Raw genomic sequence first — 17630 nt, forward strand, 5'->3', positions numbered from 1 at the left:
CTCAGCGCGCCACGCTGTCGGCGTTGTACCGGTCCAGCACCTCGCCGATCGGGGCGTCCAGAACGAGGGCGCCCTTGTTCAGGTACAGGCCTCGGGTGCAGAACCGTCGAAGGTCACGCTCGTTGTGGCTGACGAAGAACAGTGTGCGACCGTCCGCGAGAAGTTCGTCGATGCGGGCGTAGCACTTGTCACGGAAGGTCTTGTCGCCCACGGCGAGCACCTCGTCGACGAGCATGATCGGCTCCTCGAGCTGCGACACGACGGAGAACGCCAGGCGCACCTTCATCCCGTTCGAGAGGTGTTTGTAGGGCGTGTCCTGGAAGTCCTCGAGCTCGGCGAACGCGATCATGTCGTGGTAGCGGCGGGCGATCTCCGATTTCGGCATGCCGTGCAGGCCGGCGGTGAGGCGCACGTTCTCACGCACGGTCAGATCGCCGACGAAGCCGCCGGTGAGTTCGATCAGCGGGGCGACGCCGCCGTTGACCGTCACCGTGCCCTCGTCCGGCAGGAGCACCCCGGCGACAAGGCGCAGCAGCGTGGACTTGCCCTGGCCGTTGCGGCCGACCACGCCGATCGCCTCACCGGATGCGACCGTGAACGACACATCTCGCAGTGCCCAGAACTCTCCTGGCCGAGATCGCCTGCTGGCGCCCGCGAACAGATCCTTGAGCGAACGACGGCCCCGTCGATTGCGGCGGAACCGGACGCCGAGTCCCTGCACCTCGATCGCAGCGGTCATCACAGCTCCTTCAGGACGGGGCGCTCGAGCGTGCGGAACGTCCAGACGCCGAGAACGAAGATCACGAGCGTGACTGCAGCGCCGATCAGCACGACCGCCGGATCCCACTGATCCGGGAAGAAGGCCATCCGGTACAGCGTCATGATGCCCGCGAGCGGGTTGAACGCGCCGATCGTCTCGAACGCACCCGGCAGGTCGCGGACGCTGTAGATGATCGGCGTCGCATAGAACAGCGCACGCAGGATCAGCGCGGTCGTGCGCTCGAGGTCGGTGTACAGCGCGCACAGCGGTGCGACCAGCAGACCGAGTCCGACCAGCAGCACCGTCTGCCACACGACGGCCACGGGGAACCAGAGGATGCCCCATCCGATGTGCGCGGTGAATTCCGGATCGTTCTCCACCAGCATGTTCACGACGACGAAGATCACGAGCACAGGAAGCGAGAACAGGAACTCGATGCCCTTGCTGAGCACTATGCGATTGACCCAGATCGACCGCGGGATCGCGGTGGAGCGCACCAGTCGCGAGTCCTTCTTGAAGGCTCGGGTGAAGTCGCCGACCGAAGTGTTGAACCACACCCAGGGCAGGAGTGCGCTGATCAGGAAGATGATGTACGGCTGCTCCCCGGCGCTGCGCTGGAACACCTGCGTGAACACGAACCAGTAGATCGCGCTCATCACCAGCGGGTCGAGGACCGACCAGAGGTAGCCCAGCGCACTCGTCGAGTAGCGGACCTTGAGGTCGCGCGCCGACAGCAGCCAGAGCGAGTGGAAGTAGCGCCGGGGCGTGCCCGGCGCCCCCACCGTCGTCGTCATCTCAGCCGTGCAGGTCGGTCAGGTCGTTGCGCCACATCGACAGCGCAGACCCGATCGCCATGTGCATGTCGAGGTACTGGTAGGTTCCGAGGCGCCCGCCGAAGTGCACGTCCTGCTCGCCCTTGGCGAGTTCGCGGTACGCCAGCAGGCCCGCACGGTCGGTGTCGGTGTTCACCGGGTAGTACGGCTCGTCGTCACGGTTCGCGAATCGCGAGAACTCGCGCATGATGACAGTCCGGTCCTGCTCGAACAGTTCCTTGCGCTCCGGGTGGAAATGCTTGAACTCGTGGATGCGGGTGTAGGGCACATCCAGGTCGGGATAGTTCATCACAGGGGTGCCCTGGAAGTCGGAGGTGCCGAGCACTTCCTGCTCGAAGTCCAGCGTGCGCCAGGACAGCGCGCCCTCGGTGTAGTCGAAGTAGCGGTCGACGGGGCCCGTGTACACGACGGGCACCTGCCCCACGACCGCCTTCTTGGTCAGCGGCTGCGACTCGTCGAAGAAGTCGACGCCGAGCTTGACCTCGATGTTCGGGTGGTCCGCCATCCGCTCGATCCAGGCCGTGTAGCCGTCGGTCGGCAGGCCCTCCCAGGTGTCGTTGAAGTAACGGTTGTCGTAGGTATAACGCACGGGGAGCCGGCTGACGATGTCTCCCGAGAGCTTGCGCGAGTCTGTCTGCCACTGCTTGGCCGTGTAGTCCCGGAAGAACGCCTCGAACAGCGGGCGCCCGACCAGGGCGATGCCCTTCTCCTCGAAGTTGGCCGCCGTCTTGACGTCGAACTCGCCGGCCTGCTGCTTGACCAGAGCACGTGCCTGGTCGGGCGTGTAGGCCGACTGGAAGAACTGATTGATCGTGCCGAGGTTCACCGGCATCGGGTACACGATGCCCTTGTGGGTGGTGTACACGCGGTGCACATAGTTCGTGAAGGTGGTGAACCGGTTGACGTACTCCCAGACCGTCGGATTCGACGTGTGGAACAGGTGCGCACCGTACTGGTGCACCTCGATCCCCGTCTCGGGCTCGGGCGCGCTGTACGCGTTGCCGCCGATGTGCGGGCGGCGGTCGATGACGGTCACCTTGCGCCCGGCGTCCGCGGCGCGCTCAGCGATGGTGAGGCCGAAGAAGCCCGACCCGACGACGAGAAGATCCATGGCAACAATCGTATCGGGGCGGCGCTGAGAAGCTCCTTTCCCCGCCGGACGCCGCGCGGGTCGGCGAGATACCGCTACTGTGAGCACGGACGGCACCCGACCGTCGAACCCGAGACGAAGGTGAGACTTCGCCATGCTCAAACGCGCTCTCGCGCCGGCCGTCGCCGGTGCCATACTGCTGTCGCTTCTCGTCGCCGCGCCTCCCGCAACGGCGGAGACGGTCACCGCGGCGCAGCTTCCGGGACTGCTACGGACGGCTGCCCCCGACACGACGCACCCCTACTCCAGGGAGTCGTTCGAGCATTGGACCGATGCGGACGGCGACGGGTGCAACACACGTTACGAAGTGCTCATCGAGGAGAGCACGACACCCGTCGACGTGATCGCCGGCTGCGCGCTCTCCGGCGGCACCTGGGTGTCGCCATACGACGGATTCGCCACGTCCGACACCGCGCAGATCCAGATCGATCACGTCGTTGCTCTCGCCGAGGCCTGGCGCTCGGGGGCGTGGTCCTGGACCCCCGACCAGCGCCGTGACTTCGCCAACGACCTCGACGTCCCCTACGCTCTCACCGCGGCGTCCGGCACGTCGAACCAGTCGAAGGCCGACAAAGATCCCTCCAGCTGGATGCCGCCGAACAGCTCTTATCGTTGCGAATACGCGACGTCATGGGCTCTGGTAAAATACCGGTGGTCCCTCAGCGTCGACGAGGCAGAGGCCGCGGCGCTCTCGAGCATCCTTAACGGCGAATGCGGTGCGACCCCGATCGAGCTTCCCGTCGTGATGTCCACGAACGAAGGCCAGGCCGCACCGTCCTTCCCGCCGGGTGTGACTCGACTCTACGGCGCCTCACGCTACGACACGGCGGTGGCCGCCTCCCAGCGACACGAACCTGGGGTGCCGGCGGTCTTCGTGGCAGCCGGTTCGAACTTCCCGGATGCGCTGTCGGCGGCCTCCGCGGCGGCGACGCTCGGCGGCCCTCTGCTTCTGACTCCGGCCACCGCCCTTCCGGACTCCGTCCGACTGGAGCTGGAGCGGCTGCGCCCTGAGCGCATCTACGTCGTGGGAAGCGTGCACGTGGTCAGCGACGCTGTGCTGAACGCGCTCCGTACCCTCGATCCCGGGGTGACGCGCGTGGGCGGCGCGGACCGGTATGCGACCGGCCGCGCGGTAGTCACGGCGGGCTTCGCCTCCGCGGATCGCGCGTTCATCGCTACGGGTCGCGGTTTCGCTGACGCGCTCGCAGCAAGCGGAGCCGCGGGCAGCGTTGCCGCACCCGTCGTACTGGTGGACGGTGCGCAGAGCACGGTGCCCGAGGCGACGCTCGCCCTCCTCGCAGAGAAGGGCGTGCAGCACGTGACAGTGGCCGGTGGTCCCGGCTCGGTCTCGCAGGGGATCATGACCCAGCTGTCTCAGCGCGGGTACACCGTAGAGCGGATCGGCGGCGCAGACCGCTACACCACGGCCCAGCTGATCAACGATCGGTTCTTCTCCGCTGGAGCAGTGGGGACGTCGGTCCTCGCGAACGGTCTGAACTTCCCCGACGCCCTTGCGGGTGCGGCTCTCGCGGGACGGATCGGCGGGCCACTGTTCATCACGCCCCCTGCGTGCGTCCCCGAGGCAGAGCATCTCGCCCTGCTGCGGTTCGCTCCTGCCGCCACCGTCGTCATCGGCGGGCCGAGCGTCGTCAGCGCTGACGCTGCACAGAACCTGGGATGCTTGCGCGCTGACACTCCCCGGGTCTCGGGAACCGCCGTCGTCGGCTACACGCTGACCGCCTCACCCGGAACCTGGTCTGCCGGCACCTCCTTCGCCTATCAGTGGCTGGCCGCCGGAGCGCCGATCGCCGGAGCCAACGGCAGTTCTCTCCCACTGAGCAGTTCGATGGCAGGAAAACGCATCTCCGTTCGAGTCACCGGCTCGAACCCCGGATATGTCAGCACTGCTGTCACATCAGCGACCACCGCCACCGTTGGATATCCCGGGAGCACCAAGCCCGTGGACACCTGGACCTGCCCGAGCTGGGCGCCGATCAAGGGCAACATCGCCAGCAATGGCGAGAAGATATACCACCTGCCAGGCTGGCGGTACTACAGCCAGACCAACCCCGAAATGTGCTTCAGAACCGAGACGGACGCGAAAGCGGCCGGGTACCGCGCGTCCAAGGTTCAGTGACATCACGATGGCTCATCCGGTGCGCCTCGCCTCGCCCGGATGAGCCGAGTTCACGACCGCGGTTCGGCCGGGTTATGATCTCGCAACGGCACTACGGCACACCCGGTCTTCGGACGCACGAGCGCCTCCGATGATGAAGGAAAAGCCCATGTCCACACGCATGCCCAGACGTGCCTCCGCTGCGGCGGTGGCCGTCGCGCTCGCTGCTTCCCTGTCTGTACCGATCGCGGCGCAGGCGAACAGCTCGGACGACCCGTCTCTGCCGGCGCTCACGCCCGAGCAGTCTGCTTCGCAGTCGGACTCGCAGAAGCTGCGTTTCGTACCCGGCCCTAAGGTCGAGCCCGGAAAGCCGTCGGTGAAGACCTCCGCGCCGCAGGCTCTGGCCGCACCCGCCCCGATCACCTCCTACAACGTGGCCGCTGTCGGGTCCACCTGGGCGGGCATTGAGTGGGTTCCGCCGACGGACGGTGGGTCTGCCATCACCGGGTACCAGTTCCGGCTGTCGAGCGGCGGGCAGGTGGTCGAAGAGGCCACGATCAACGAGGCGATCTCGAGCGTCATCATCTACGGTCTGGATCCGGACACGGCATACTCTGTCGAGATCGCCGCGATCAACGCCGAAGGCCCCGCACCATTCTCCGCCCCCATCCCGTTCACCACCACGCACAACTCGATCGACCGCATCTTCGGGCAGAACCGCTTCGAGACCGCCGTGCGGGTGTCGGAGGACACGTTCCCCGCGGGCGTCCAAGCCGCCTTCGTCGCGAACGGCTTGAACTTCCCGGACGCGCTCGCTGCCGCGGCTGCCGGCGGCACGTTCGGCGGGCCGGTTCTGCTCACGGCCCCGACCTCCGTGACCCAGGGTGTGAAGGACGAGCTCTCCCTCCTTCAGCCGGAGTACGTGTTCGTCGCCGGCGGCACGGGTTCCGTCAGCGAGAGCGTGTACAACCAGGTGGCCGCCTATGGCACGGTGGGTGCGGACCGCGTGGCCGGCGTCGACCGCTTCGAGACTGCGGCGTACATGTCGACGCTGTGGGAGTCGACGGACACCGTCTACCTGGCCAGCGGCATCAACTACCCCGATGCCCTGTCCGGTGCCGCAGCCGCGGGCTTCAACGGGAACCCGGTGCTCCTCACCGGGCGTGACTCGCTGCCCGCGGTCACCGCTGCTGCGCTGAGCCATCACGCACCGTCGCGCATCGTCGTGCTCGGCGGTACCGGGTCCGTGAGCACCACCGTACTCAACCAGGCCAAGGCGGCTGCCGGCACGAATCCCACCGTCCAGCGACTCGCCGGAGCCGACCGCTACCAGACCGGTGTCGCGATCTCGAAGGCGACCTTTCCGGACACCCGCATCCCTGTCCTCTATGTGGCCAGCGGTGCCGGCTTCGCCGACGCACTCGCCGGCGCAGCCGCCGCGGGCTACAACGGCGGACCGATGCTGCTGACCGCCCAGGGCTCGATGTCCGCCGCGGTCCTCGCGGAGATCGACCGTCTGGATCCCGTTCGCGTGGTCGTGCTGGGTGGCACCGCATCGGTCAGTGATGCCGTCATCGCCCAGATCGACGGCGTGCTCGGCTGACACTTCAAGTGGGCAGGGTGAAGCGCCGCCGGGCTGGCTGCCTGGCGGCGCTTCGTCATTCGGCCGGAACGCGGGAGTGCGGTGTGTCTGGCGTCGCGTGGTCAGCCTGATAGCGAAAGAGCGGCGGGTGTGGTCACCCACCCGCCGCTCTTTCTCGCCCTCCGAATCAGTGCGCGCGCTCGTAGAGGATGAAACCGCTGTTCGACCGCACGACGCGGTAGTCGCGGTCCAGCAGCCTTTGGAGTTCGTCATTGTTCGTTCCCGCAGCTGGTGTGAGAATCCACTGAGGCTCAGCACTCTCGATGTGAGCGACGGTGTCCTTCGTCACCTGCGGGTCCACAGTGCCCCACCACGGCTGCGTGATGAAGTACTTGTATGCCGGGAGGGTGTCGGTCATCAGATAGAACGTGGCTGGCAAGGACCACGGGAACACCTCGCCCCACCGGTCTCGCGGGACCACGGACAGCACGTCGAGGAGCTGATCCTCGTATGCCGCCTCGGTCCTGTGCACAGCACCGGATGCGCGAATCGCCTTGGGAACATGATCTATCGCGACCACCGCGGAAACCACGATCATCATCAGCGCAACGGAGTTCCGAACCCGCCCCTTCAGCGCACCGAGCAGCATCACCGCGCCGAACGCGATCATAGGAATGATCAGGGTGAGGTAGTGGGCATAAGAGGTGGTGGGGGCGAGCACTGCGTAGCAGGAGCCGGCGCCCAGGCACAGGCCGACAGCCCAGACCGACCGCCGCCCGCCGGTGCGCAGCAACTGCGCGATCACTCCCGCCGCTGTCAGCACGCAGGCGAAGATCACGGTTCCGATGTAGGCGGGCACCTTCGGGCGAATCGACGCGTCCTCCACGTAGAGCAGGTTGAACCAGAAGGTCGCGTTGAGCATGTCCTCAAGGGTGCCGCGGACGGCGAACCAGCCGATGATCACGCCCGACATCAGGAGGAATCCGCCGATCGCCACACCGAACCGCTTCAGGACAGCGCCGTGCCGCAGGATCAACTGGATCAGCAGGCCTGCGAAGATACCTGCGATGGGGATGGCATTGTTCGCCCTGATGAAGAAGACGAACGAGAAGGCGGCGCCCATGGCGGCGAACATGAGCATGTCCCTCAGGCCGCGAGGGGCATCCTCATCCAGTGCACGGACGGCTCCGTACAACACGAAAAGGATGAACGGGAGCGAGAACTCCTCGGACAGGTTTCCACCCTCGAAGGTGTATGTGAGGATCACGAGGACGAGCGAGAGTATGCCTGCGATACCCAGCCAAGAGGTGAATCGGCGGCAGATCGAGATGAGGAGCGCAAGCGACACGGTCAGCCCCACTGCCTGCAGGACGAACAGCCCGGCTCTCCCCTCGTGGATAGCCTGTCCCAGCCATTCGATGAAGAACAGTGTGGGGCCCTTGTGATCCCACACGTCGACGTAGAGCTCCTGACCGTTCTGCAGTGCAGAGCCGATCACCCGGAAGATCGCGGCATCGCCGCCATAGACGGTGTGGAAGAAGCTCGTCGACGAGGACATGAGCACGAGGAACACGAGCGCGATGACGCCGGATGCCCCCCAGCACAGCGCTGCTCTGACAGGCGGCGTCACTCCATGACCTCCGTGTGGTCAGCGGCCGGCGGGAACACGAACCGCGCGTACAGAAGATAATTCCAGGTCATCGAGACAACCGTCGCGCATGCCTTGCCGATCAGCAGCACGACCTCATCGGAGAAGAGGTTCCCGATGATCGCCGAGACCGCCCAGATCACCGCGGGTTGCAGCAGCCACAGACTCACGAGCGTGACTATGGTGAACTTCACGATCTGCACCCTCGCGTCGCCGCCGGATCGGAACGTGAACGACCGGTTGGCGAAGAAACTGAATCCGAAGGCGACGCTGGTGGAGATGATGTTGGCGAAGAACACCGGCATTCCCAGCGCGGTCAGCAGGAAGAGCAGGACGAAGTCGACCGCCGTGTTCAGCACACCGACGATGACGAAACGCAAAGGTCGCCTGTCAGACATCGTCGACCTGATCACTGGAGCCTTCTGGGCGCCGGACCGAAGGCCCCGGTGTTCCGAGCCTGACCTCGCTCGTGAGGTAGACGGGCCGCGCCTTGGTCTCGCTGAAGATCCGCGCGATGTACTCCCCGATCACGCCCAGGGAAAGCAGCTGAACACCCCCGAGAAACAGGATCACCGCCATGAGCGACGGATATCCCGCTACCGAGTCTCCGCCGTCGAGGGTGGCCTTCACCACGATCACGATCAAGTAGACGAACGCCGCGACGGAGACGACCATACCCAGGATCGAGGAAAGCCGGAGGGGAAGCGTCGTGAACGATGTGATCCCGTCCACAGCGAGGTTGCTGAGCTTCCAGTAGTTGAACTTCGTTCCACCCGCGGCACGCACGTCCCGGTCGAAGGGAAGCGCCACCTTGCGGAACCCCACGAGTGAGAACAGCGCCTTCATGTTGCGCTCGGACTCACGGTACCTGCGCAACGCCAGCACGCATTCACGGTCGAGGAGGCGAAAGTCTCCGGTGTCTTCCTGGATGCCGACCCGGCTCACAGACTGCAGCACCCGATAGTACGCGTGCGCGGTCGATCGCTTGAGCCAGCTCTCGCCCGCGCGAGAACGCCGCTGCGCGTAGACGTCCTGCCAGCCCTGTTGCCACAGCTCGACCATCTTCGGGATCAGCGAAGGCGGATCCTGCAGATCGGCATCGATGATGATCGTCGCGTCGGTCTCGGCCACGTCGAGTCCGGCGAGCATCGCGCGCTCCTTGCCGAAGTTGCGGCTGAGCACGACCAGGGAGATCCGCGGATCTCGGGTCGCCAGATCACGTACGATGTCCGCGGAGCCGTCAGTGCTCCCGTCATCCACGAACAGATACTCGAAGCTGTAGTCCGGCAGGTCGCGGAGCACCCGCTCCATCGTCTCGTAGAACAGAGGCAGCACATCGGCCTCGTTCAGCATCGGGACGAGAATCGAGATCGACTTCACGCGTCGCGCCCCTCCGCGGCTGTCTCCCGCGGGCACGACATCATTGCGCCGCGCCCACCACGATGCGCGGGGTTCCGGACCAGAGCGCGCCGTCGGTCGCGTTGCGGCCGTCGACGAGCAGCTTGATCCCGGGGATCTGAGCCGGGGCGAGCGTCTTGTAGTCGGCGTGGTCGGTCTGCAGGATCGCCAGCTCCGCTGAATCACCGATCTCGAACGGTTCGAACCCGAGTCCGCGCAACTCGTCGTCGGAGTAGAGCGGATCGTGCACGAACACCTCGGCCCCGCGCTGCTTCAGCGCCGCTACGGTCGGGAACACACCGGAGAACGCGGTCTCCTTCACTCCTCCGCGGTAGGCGGCGCCCAGCACCACCGCGCGACGCCCGGTGAGGTCGCCGAGGGTGCCTGTGGCCTGCGCGACCAGGCGCTCCGGCATGGACGCGTTGAAGTTGCGCGCGACGCGCACGATGTCGGCATCCGGGTCGGTCGACAGGTACAGCCGCGGGTACACCGGGATGCAGTGACCGCCGACGGCGATACCGGGACGGTGGATGTGGCTGTAGGGCTGCGAATTGCAGGCTTCGATGACCTTGTAGACGTCGATACCGTGGTTCGCGGCGAAGACACCGAACTGGTTCGCAAGCCCGATGTTCACGTCACGGTACGTGGTCTCGGCGAGCTTCGCCATCTCGGAGGCCTCGGTCGAACCGAGATCCCACACCCCGTTCGGCTGGCTGAGGTCGGGACGCTCGTCGAACTGCAGCACAGCCTCGTAGAAGTCGCGTGCGCGGCGGGAGCCCTCATCGGAGAGCGCGCCGATGAGCTTGGGGTACTTGCGCAGGTCCGCGAAGACGCGGCCGGTGAGCACGCGCTCCGGCGAGTACACGACGTGGAAGTCCACGCCCTCGGTGAGGCCGGAGCCCTCCTCCAGCATCGGCTTCCAGCGGGTGCGCGTGGTGCCGACGGGAAGCGTGGTCTCGTAGGAGACGAGGGTGCCGGGGGTGAGATGCTCCGCGAGCGAACGGGTCGCGGCGTCCATGTACTTGAAGTCGGGCTCCCAGGTCTCGTCATCGACGAAGACGGGCGCGACGAGAACGACAGCGTCGGCACCGGGGATGGCCTCGGCGTAGTCCGTGGTCGCACGCAGACGACCGGCAGGGACCAGCTCCTCGAGCCGCTCCTGCAGGTCTGCCTCACCGGGGAACGGCTCCTTCGCGGCGTTGATCGAGTCGACCGCGTTCTGGTTGACGTCGACGCCGATGACGTCGTGACCGGAGGAGGCAAACTGGACGGCGAGGGGAAGCCCGATCTTTCCGAGGGCCACGACGGCGATACGCATGATCTCGAGTCTAGTCGGCCGCACCTGTATCGAAGGTCCCGCGGATCCGGCGCTCAGCAGGCGCTCGGAGAGCCGCCGTCGTACAAGGTCGGGCCGCCCAGACGTTCCAGAGCAGAACACACCCAGACGCCGATGGAGCCCGTGCCGCCGAGTATCACGGCGCGATCGGTCTGAAGCCGGAGGAACTCCTCTTCGAGCTCCGAGCCGAACGCTGCAGGCGGAGTCAACAGAACCGGTCCCCCGGTGATCGCAGCGACGGGCGCCCCCGCCAGCGCATCAGCGAATCCGGTCCCGCTCGCGAAATACGCGCCGGTGGCGTCGCCCGCCCGGTATCCGTAGCGCGAAGCGGCGACCGAGGTCGCGCAGCGATCCTCGCCGCTGACGCGCGTGACCGGATTCTCGGAATACTTCGACAGCGCCGCCTCCACGGTGCGGTCGATCGCGCCCGTTCCGCCGAGCAGCACGATCCGCTCCGGCTTGATCCTCGCGAGCTCGGCGGCGACCGCCGCCGGCAGGGCTGTGCGCGTGACGAGCAGCAGCGGTGCGTCGTCTCGGCCCGCCAGGTGAGCTGCGGAGAGCGCATCGGGGAAAAACTCGCCCGAAGCCAGGTACACGGTGCTCGGCAGCGTGTCGGAGAACGCCCACCGAGACACGGCGGCGGCTGTTTCATAGCGGCTCGCGCCGCCGAGGCGCCGCACCAGCCCCTCGCTCGAGAGTTCGCGCAGTTCCTGCTCGACCGCTGCGCTGATGGCACCTTCGCCGCCGAGCACGGTCACCGTCCTCGGCTTCAGTCTTTCGAGTTCGGCGCGCACGACAGCGGGAAGGGCGTCGCGGCCACTGAGCAGGAGCGGCGCCGCGCGCAAGGCCGCGGCCGATGCGCCGCCGAGCGCATCGGGGAACCCGCCGCCGTTCGCGACGAACGCGGTGCCGACTCCGGCCGGGAAATGCGACAGCGAGATGGCAGCCGACGTCGCGTAACGGTCGGGGCCGGCGATGCGCGACTGGCTGAGAGGCCGGATGAGGGTCGCATCGATCCCCGCGACGCCCTGAGTCCCGATCACGCGGATCGGTGTCGCCATCGCGATGTCGGTGCCGCCCGGCCAGTACTCACGCTGCAGTTCACGGTCGGACGGCGGAAGGAACTCGACCGTGTACTCGGAGGACGGCAACCCCGTGATGGAGTAGGCACCGCTCGCGTCGGCAGCCCCGGTGAAGGACCAATCGGAGAACGCCGCACCGCCGTAGCGGTACACCGGTGAATCGACGTAGACGGACGCATCCGCGAGCGGGCTCCCGGCCACGTCCGTGATCCTGCCCGATATGGTTGCTCCGCGCCGGAGCGCGGCGTCGCGCCCCGTGAGCTCCTCGTCGGCGGAGAGCGTGAAGAACTCCGCCCTCACCGCCCGATCCTGCCCCTCCCAGAACTGCGGCGCGTAGCCCTCTGCCTGATAGCTGAGGGTGTACTCCCCCGGCGCCATGTCCCGGAGCGCGAACCGCCCTGACGCGTCCGTGAGAGCGAAGGGACCAGGACATTCGATCGGGATGCTCGCGCCGGCCGTGCACAGGTTGACGATCACGCCGCTCACCGGAGCACCGTCGTCACCGGTGACGGTCCCGGACACCGTTCCGCCGGCCGATGCACCTTGGGCCGAGTTCGCGCTCCCTGGAAGACCGACGCCCACAGCGAGAGCCGTGCCGAGCAGGATGCACGAGAGGAAGAGCAAAGGTCGGCGCTGACGCAAGGGGACTCCGGAGGTCTCGATGTTGACGCCGTGTTCGCCGTCGCTCAAATGTACTCCAGCGCGGCCACACCAGCCGTTGCAGGTACGGTACCCGCCGCAGACCGAAGACGATCGTGAAGGAGAGCACGACGACGAGCGTCCACTGATCTCGAGTCGGGTCGGCCGCACCTGCGACGAAGGGCCCACAGATCGGACGCTCGGACAACCGCCCTTGTACAACGTCGTGCCGCCCGGCGTTCCCCGTGCGCTTCAACTCGCGTTCGCTTGTAGGACTGTTAGTACTTCCGCCAGCCGCCACGAGCTACAGCTTCGCATCCGGGGTGATGAGCATGATGCTGTGCGATGACCTCCAGCGGATGAACGCTCTGAAGTGCACGATGACGACAGGTGGCTGCGCTCAGCGACCCGCGGTCGTCCCTTACTGTGGGGCGTCTATGCGCGAGCCGAGAATCCGCTACACTCGCTGCCAACGTCGTGTCCGGCAGGGGTAGTCCGGATGGACGACCCGATGCCCCTGGGGAGGGTTCTATGCGTGCTCCGTCGCGTCTCATCATCGCCGCTTCGTCCGCCTCCGGTTCGGATGGAAAGACGCGAAATCTGATTCGCGGAGCGGTCGCATCCGTCGCCGCGCTGGTGCTGATCCTCACCGGTAGTCCCGCCGCTGCCGAGTGGCCGGCGTCTGCTTCGACAATCTCGACCGGGCATGCGTCGGCAACGCAGGAGCTGCTCAGTGACGATGCGACGGTGGTCTCCCCCGCGAACGGCGGGCAGGTGAGCACGACAGCACAGGAAAAGCCGAACGCCGAGTCAGTCGCGCCGCAGACCGGCGCGCCGATCCCCCCGGAGTCCAGCTACGGAGATGTCGTCACTGTGCTGCTGTCCGGCCGGATCCTCAAGCCAGGCGGTGCCCCCGCCACGGGCGTGCAGCTCACCGCCTTCGCCACATACGGTGACGACGGCGACGGCAACCTCGGATCGGTGACCACGGATGCCGAAGGAACGTTCAGCTTCCCCGTGAGCACGGCGCGAACTTTCATCCTCGAGGTGCTCCCAGGCTCGGGCTTCGTCCCCTCAAGGCTCGGGGCCGGAACCACGCTCGTTCCCGGACAGGGTTGGGACGAAGGAATCCGCCGCTTTGATCCGGTCGCGGGATCGGCGATGCTCGGAGACCTCACGCTCATCCCCGGTCAGATGATCTCTGGCGATGTGACCGTCTCCGGGACGCTGTCACCGACCGACACGGAGGTGTCAGTCTGGTCCGACACTGCGTCGTTCACCGCCCCGGTCACGATCGCCACCGGATCCACCGCCTGGAGCGTCACCGTGCCGTCCGGAACCTACCGCGCGGGCCTCACCGACTACGGCATCGGCATCTTCGCATACCACGGCGGCACGTCGTCCGAAACGGCGGCTCCGATCGTCGTCACCTCCGCGTCGGTGTCCGATGTCGGCATCGACGTATCGATCTCGGGTCGAACCCTCTCCGGCACGGTGCTGAACTCGAACGGTGAGCCCGTCGAGGGCGCATCCGTCTCGCTCGGTTCGGACAGCTGGAGCCCCGGCGACACCACGGGCCGCAACACGACGACCGCCGCCGACGGCAGCTACACGCTCATCAATCTCGTCCCAGGCTCCTATCGGCTGTCCTTCTGGGCGGGGGGACCGACTGTGTACTGGCCGGGCACGACTGACTACGACGCGTTCGAACCGATTGTCATCGCCAGCGGCACGACCGCGGTGACCGGCAAGGATGTCACGGTCGTCGAAGGAGTTCGGATCGCCGGCACCGTCACGAACTCCGACGGGACTCCTCGAGAGGGAGACCAGGTCCGTTTCGTCAAGGACGGGCAGGAGATCGGCAGCACGGAGACCAAGGCGGACGGGACCTATTCTTCGTGGGCATTGCCAGCCGGCGAGTACCTCGTCAGCCTCGTTCAGGGCGGGTACGGGGGCACCCTCGAGCAGTGGTACGACGGTAAGCGCACCGCAGCGACCGCCGACCCGGTCGCTGCCACGGACGACGGAGCGACATACGACGGCATCGACTTCGTGGCTGTCACCGGAGGCACGATCTCTGGCACGATCACGTTCGCTGACGGAACAGAGGTGGCGGACGCGAGTGTGCTCGTGTACGCGGCACACGACCTCAACCAGCCGGTGAAGACCACCACGACAGATGCGGCCGGGCACTATACACTGTCCGGCCTCACTGTCGAGAACTACGTCGTCAAGGTGCAATCGGGAGCCAGCGGAGCCGTGGACGCCTGGTACGGGGCCACCGAGGCGAGCCCTGAGCCGAAGCCCATCTCGCTCGGTCTCGACGAGACATTCATCGCGGACGTCGTGACCCGGCTCGGCGGAACCATCCGGGGCACCGTTATCCTCGCTGCGGCCGACCAAGGCGCCTGGGTGAGCCTCAGCCGGACAGACGGCTCGGACTATCGTTCGCTCTACCTTCCGCCTAACGACGGCAACCCGGTGGAATGGGAGATGCCCGGTCTCCTGGGGTCGTGGATTGTGTCGGTCGATGAGCAGTACTGGCAGAACGCGACCCAATGGTCGGATGCGACACCTATCGACGTGCAGGCGGGCCAGGTCGTCTCCGGCATCGACTTCGATCTGCGCGCTGTGGTCTCGCTCACGGGAACGGTGACGACGACCGACGGATCCGAAGTCAGCCAGATCAACGCCACCGTCGAACGTGAGGTGGACGGATTCTGGCAGTGGGTGGCATCGGACAGTTCGGCCTCTGCGCAGTTCGCCTTCGCACTTGATCCTGGACAGTACCGACTCCGGGTCTCCGGTTTCACCGCCGATGGCGACGCGCTGCGCGACACCACCACGCCGTTCAGCATCGCCGCCGGGGAGACGACGAATCTGACGGTCCCCACGGCAAGGGGTTGGACGATCACGGGGCGTATCACCGACGCGGAGACCGGTGCAGCCGTCCCTGGTACCTCTGTGCGCGCCGAATCCGATAGCGCATCGATCGCCTATACGAGCTCGAGCATCGACGGCACCTACCGCCTCGTGGTGGCTGCCCGGGGCAGCTGGACTGTGTCCGCCGGTGTGAACTCTCAGAAGTACACCGAGACGCACCGCGAGGTCGTCGTCGACGATGCGGCCCTCGAATCAGTCGACCTCGCACTCAGCGCGGGGCATCAGATCAGCGGCCGGGTCACGGCGGAGAACAATGGCAACGGTCTCTCCGGCGTGCAGGTCTCCGTGCTGGACGCGGCGAGCGGTACCGAGTTCCACACCTCGGCCTCCTACGACGGCAGTTACGCCACCCCTGCGCTTACGCCGGGCGAGTACACCGTCCGATTCTCCAACTGGAGCGGGCTCTACGTCGAGGAATGGTGGGAAGGAGCTCCGACGCCGGCCTCGGCGGCGACGGTCTCCATCGATGACGCCGATGTCACCGACATCGACGCCTCGATGCGCCTCGGTGGCGTCATCACCGGGCGCGTGACGGATGCCGACGGCAACCCGGTTCCCTGGGCGACCGTGGGAATGGCCTCGCCCCCGGCATCCGGCGTCGAGGCGTTCTTCGGCGCACTCGGCCGCTTCTTCACCGGCGCGGCCGTCACCAGTCCTCTCTTGGGCGTCGAGACCTCCGCCGATGCGAATGGCAATTACTCCTTGCCGCCCGTCGAAGCAGGTTCCTACGCGCTCTACGTGCATGACTGGATGAGCGGCACCACCTGGTACGACGGGAAGAGTACGCTCGCAACCGCTGATCTCATCCAGGTGGATGCCGGGAACGCCACTGATGTCCCGCTTCGACTCCGCACACTGACCGATGGCGAGACGCCACGAACGCCGGAGGAGTCGATTACTGACGACTTCGCGATTCAAGTACCGCCGCAAGACACCGCCGTACAGGACGGTGAGTACGCCGAGTTCCGCGCCGTGGCGTCCGGCATCCCAGCCCCGACCGTGCAGTGGGAGCGACGAGCACCAGGCGCCGACGTGTTCACACCCATCGATGGCGAGATGAGCTCGAACTTGAGCTTCGAGGCAGAGCTGGCAGATTCCGGCGCGCAGGTGCGCGCGGTGTTCACGCAGGGCGACGCCACGCTGACGACAGTTGCCGCAACGGTCACCGTGTCCGCCACGCCCTCCGCACCACAGGCGCCTTCGGCCCCCGAGGTCTCGGATGTGACTTCGTCGTCGGCCATGGTCTCGTGGAGCGAGCCTGAATCTGGTGGCGCGGCGATCACGGGATACGTGGTGCGGCTGACCGCCGGCCAGGACCTGATCCGCGAGTTGGCGGTCGGCAATGTCACGCAGACGACGGTCGCAGGCCTCTCTGCATCGACGGCGCACGCCGTCACTGTTTCCGCGGTGAACGCTGTCGGCACCGGCGATGAGTCGGCGAGCACGTCGTTCACCACTGGAGCAGCGATCACTTCCCCGACGGCGCCCACGTCGGTGACCGCGACCGCGGGCAACGCACAGGCAACCGTCTCCTGGACGGCCCCTTCCTCCACCGGCGGTTCCCCGATCACCGGATACACCGTCACCGCCCAGCCAGGAGGAAAGACCGCGACGACCACCGGAGCGACCTCCGCCACCGTCACCGGCCTCACCAACGGCACCGCCTATACCTTCACCGTCACCGCCACGAACGCGGCAGGCATCTCCGGCGCCTCCGCGGCCTCCGATCCAGTCACTCCCGTGGCACCCGTCACTCCCCCGACGGCGCCCACGTCGGTGACCGCGACCGCGGGCAACGCACAGGCAACCGTCTCCTGGACGGCCCCTTCCTCCACCGGCGGTTCCCCGATCACCGGATACACCGTCACCGCCCAGCCAGGAGGAAAGACCGCGACGACCACCGGAGCGACCTCCGCCACCGTCACCGGCCTCACCAACGGCACCGCCTACACGTTCACCGTCACCGCCACGAACGCCGCAGGGACTTCCGCAGCCTCCGCGGCATCCGCCGCGGTCACACCGACGGCACCGCCCACCACACCCCCGGTCACGAGGCAGGCGGGTGCGAACCGCTACGACACCGCCGTCGAAGTCTCCAAAGCAACCTACCCCAGCAGCGACGTCCCCGTCGTCTACATCGCCA

Annotated in this window: 11 protein-coding genes; 3 read left to right on the forward strand and 8 right to left on the reverse strand. The window is 66.7% G+C overall.

The window, feature by feature from the left end:
• Window position 1: 1 nt before the first annotated feature.
• From DY023_RS00085 to glf, 3 genes are read right to left on the reverse strand one after another with little or no spacing between them, the layout of a single operon-like run.
• The gene (locus DY023_RS00085) at window positions 2-739 is read right to left on the reverse strand and encodes an ABC transporter ATP-binding protein (protein WP_116240314.1); all 738 of its coding nucleotides are present in this window, start codon (window positions 737-739) and stop codon (window positions 2-4) included.
• Window positions 739-1554, reverse strand: coding sequence for an ABC transporter permease (locus tag DY023_RS00090; protein ID WP_116240315.1), 816 nt, complete (start codon window positions 1552-1554; stop codon window positions 739-741). The genes DY023_RS00085 and DY023_RS00090 overlap by 1 nt, the downstream gene beginning before the upstream one ends.
• 1 nt (window position 1555) lies before the next feature.
• Entirely contained in the window at window positions 1556-2704 is a 1149-nt protein-coding gene (gene glf / locus DY023_RS00095) for a UDP-galactopyranose mutase (RefSeq protein WP_116240316.1), read from the reverse strand.
• 133 nt (window positions 2705-2837) lie between these two features.
• Between glf and DY023_RS00100 the strand changes: the two genes are divergently transcribed.
• Window positions 2838-4880 carry a cell wall-binding repeat-containing protein gene (locus DY023_RS00100; protein ID WP_116240317.1) on the forward strand — a complete coding sequence of 681 codons (2043 nt, stop codon included), beginning with the start codon at window positions 2838-2840 and terminating at the stop codon, window positions 4878-4880.
• A gap of 148 nt (window positions 4881-5028) precedes the next feature.
• A complete protein-coding gene (locus DY023_RS00105; protein WP_181905651.1) occupies window positions 5029-6462 on the forward strand; it encodes a cell wall-binding repeat-containing protein in 1434 nt (477 codons plus the stop codon).
• Window positions 6463-6628: 166 nt separating this feature from the next.
• On the opposite strand, the gene DY023_RS00110 is transcribed toward DY023_RS00105, so the two are convergent.
• The 5 genes from DY023_RS00110 to DY023_RS00130 are packed head-to-tail and all read right to left on the reverse strand — an operon-like array spanning window position 6629 to window position 12595.
• Window positions 6629-8071: a hypothetical protein gene (locus DY023_RS00110; RefSeq protein WP_116240319.1), complete on the reverse strand. Its 1443-nt coding sequence runs from the start codon at window positions 8069-8071 to the stop codon at window positions 6629-6631.
• The gene (locus tag DY023_RS00115) at window positions 8068-8487 is read right to left on the reverse strand and encodes a GtrA family protein (protein ID WP_116240320.1); all 420 of its coding nucleotides are present in this window, start codon (window positions 8485-8487) and stop codon (window positions 8068-8070) included. The genes DY023_RS00110 and DY023_RS00115 overlap by 4 nt, the downstream gene beginning before the upstream one ends.
• Window positions 8480-9469, reverse strand: a complete 990-nt coding sequence (locus tag DY023_RS00120; protein WP_116240321.1) for a glycosyltransferase family 2 protein — start codon at window positions 9467-9469, stop codon at window positions 8480-8482. The genes DY023_RS00115 and DY023_RS00120 overlap by 8 nt, the downstream gene beginning before the upstream one ends.
• A gap of 40 nt (window positions 9470-9509) precedes the next feature.
• A complete protein-coding gene (locus DY023_RS00125; protein ID WP_116240322.1) occupies window positions 9510-10805 on the reverse strand; it encodes a nucleotide sugar dehydrogenase in 1296 nt (431 codons plus the stop codon).
• Between the two features lie 53 nt (window positions 10806-10858).
• The gene (locus tag DY023_RS00130) at window positions 10859-12595 is read right to left on the reverse strand and encodes a cell wall-binding repeat-containing protein (RefSeq protein WP_181905652.1); all 1737 of its coding nucleotides are present in this window, start codon (window positions 12593-12595) and stop codon (window positions 10859-10861) included.
• 696 nt (window positions 12596-13291) lie between these two features.
• On the opposite strand from DY023_RS00130, the gene DY023_RS00135 reads away from it, so the two are divergent.
• On the forward strand, window positions 13292-17630 hold a 4339-nt coding region (locus DY023_RS00135; protein WP_181905653.1), incomplete at its 3' end, for a carboxypeptidase regulatory-like domain-containing protein.

Source organism: Microbacterium bovistercoris (assembly GCF_003387575.1).
Lineage (GTDB): Bacteria > Actinomycetota > Actinomycetes > Actinomycetales > Microbacteriaceae > Microbacterium > Microbacterium bovistercoris.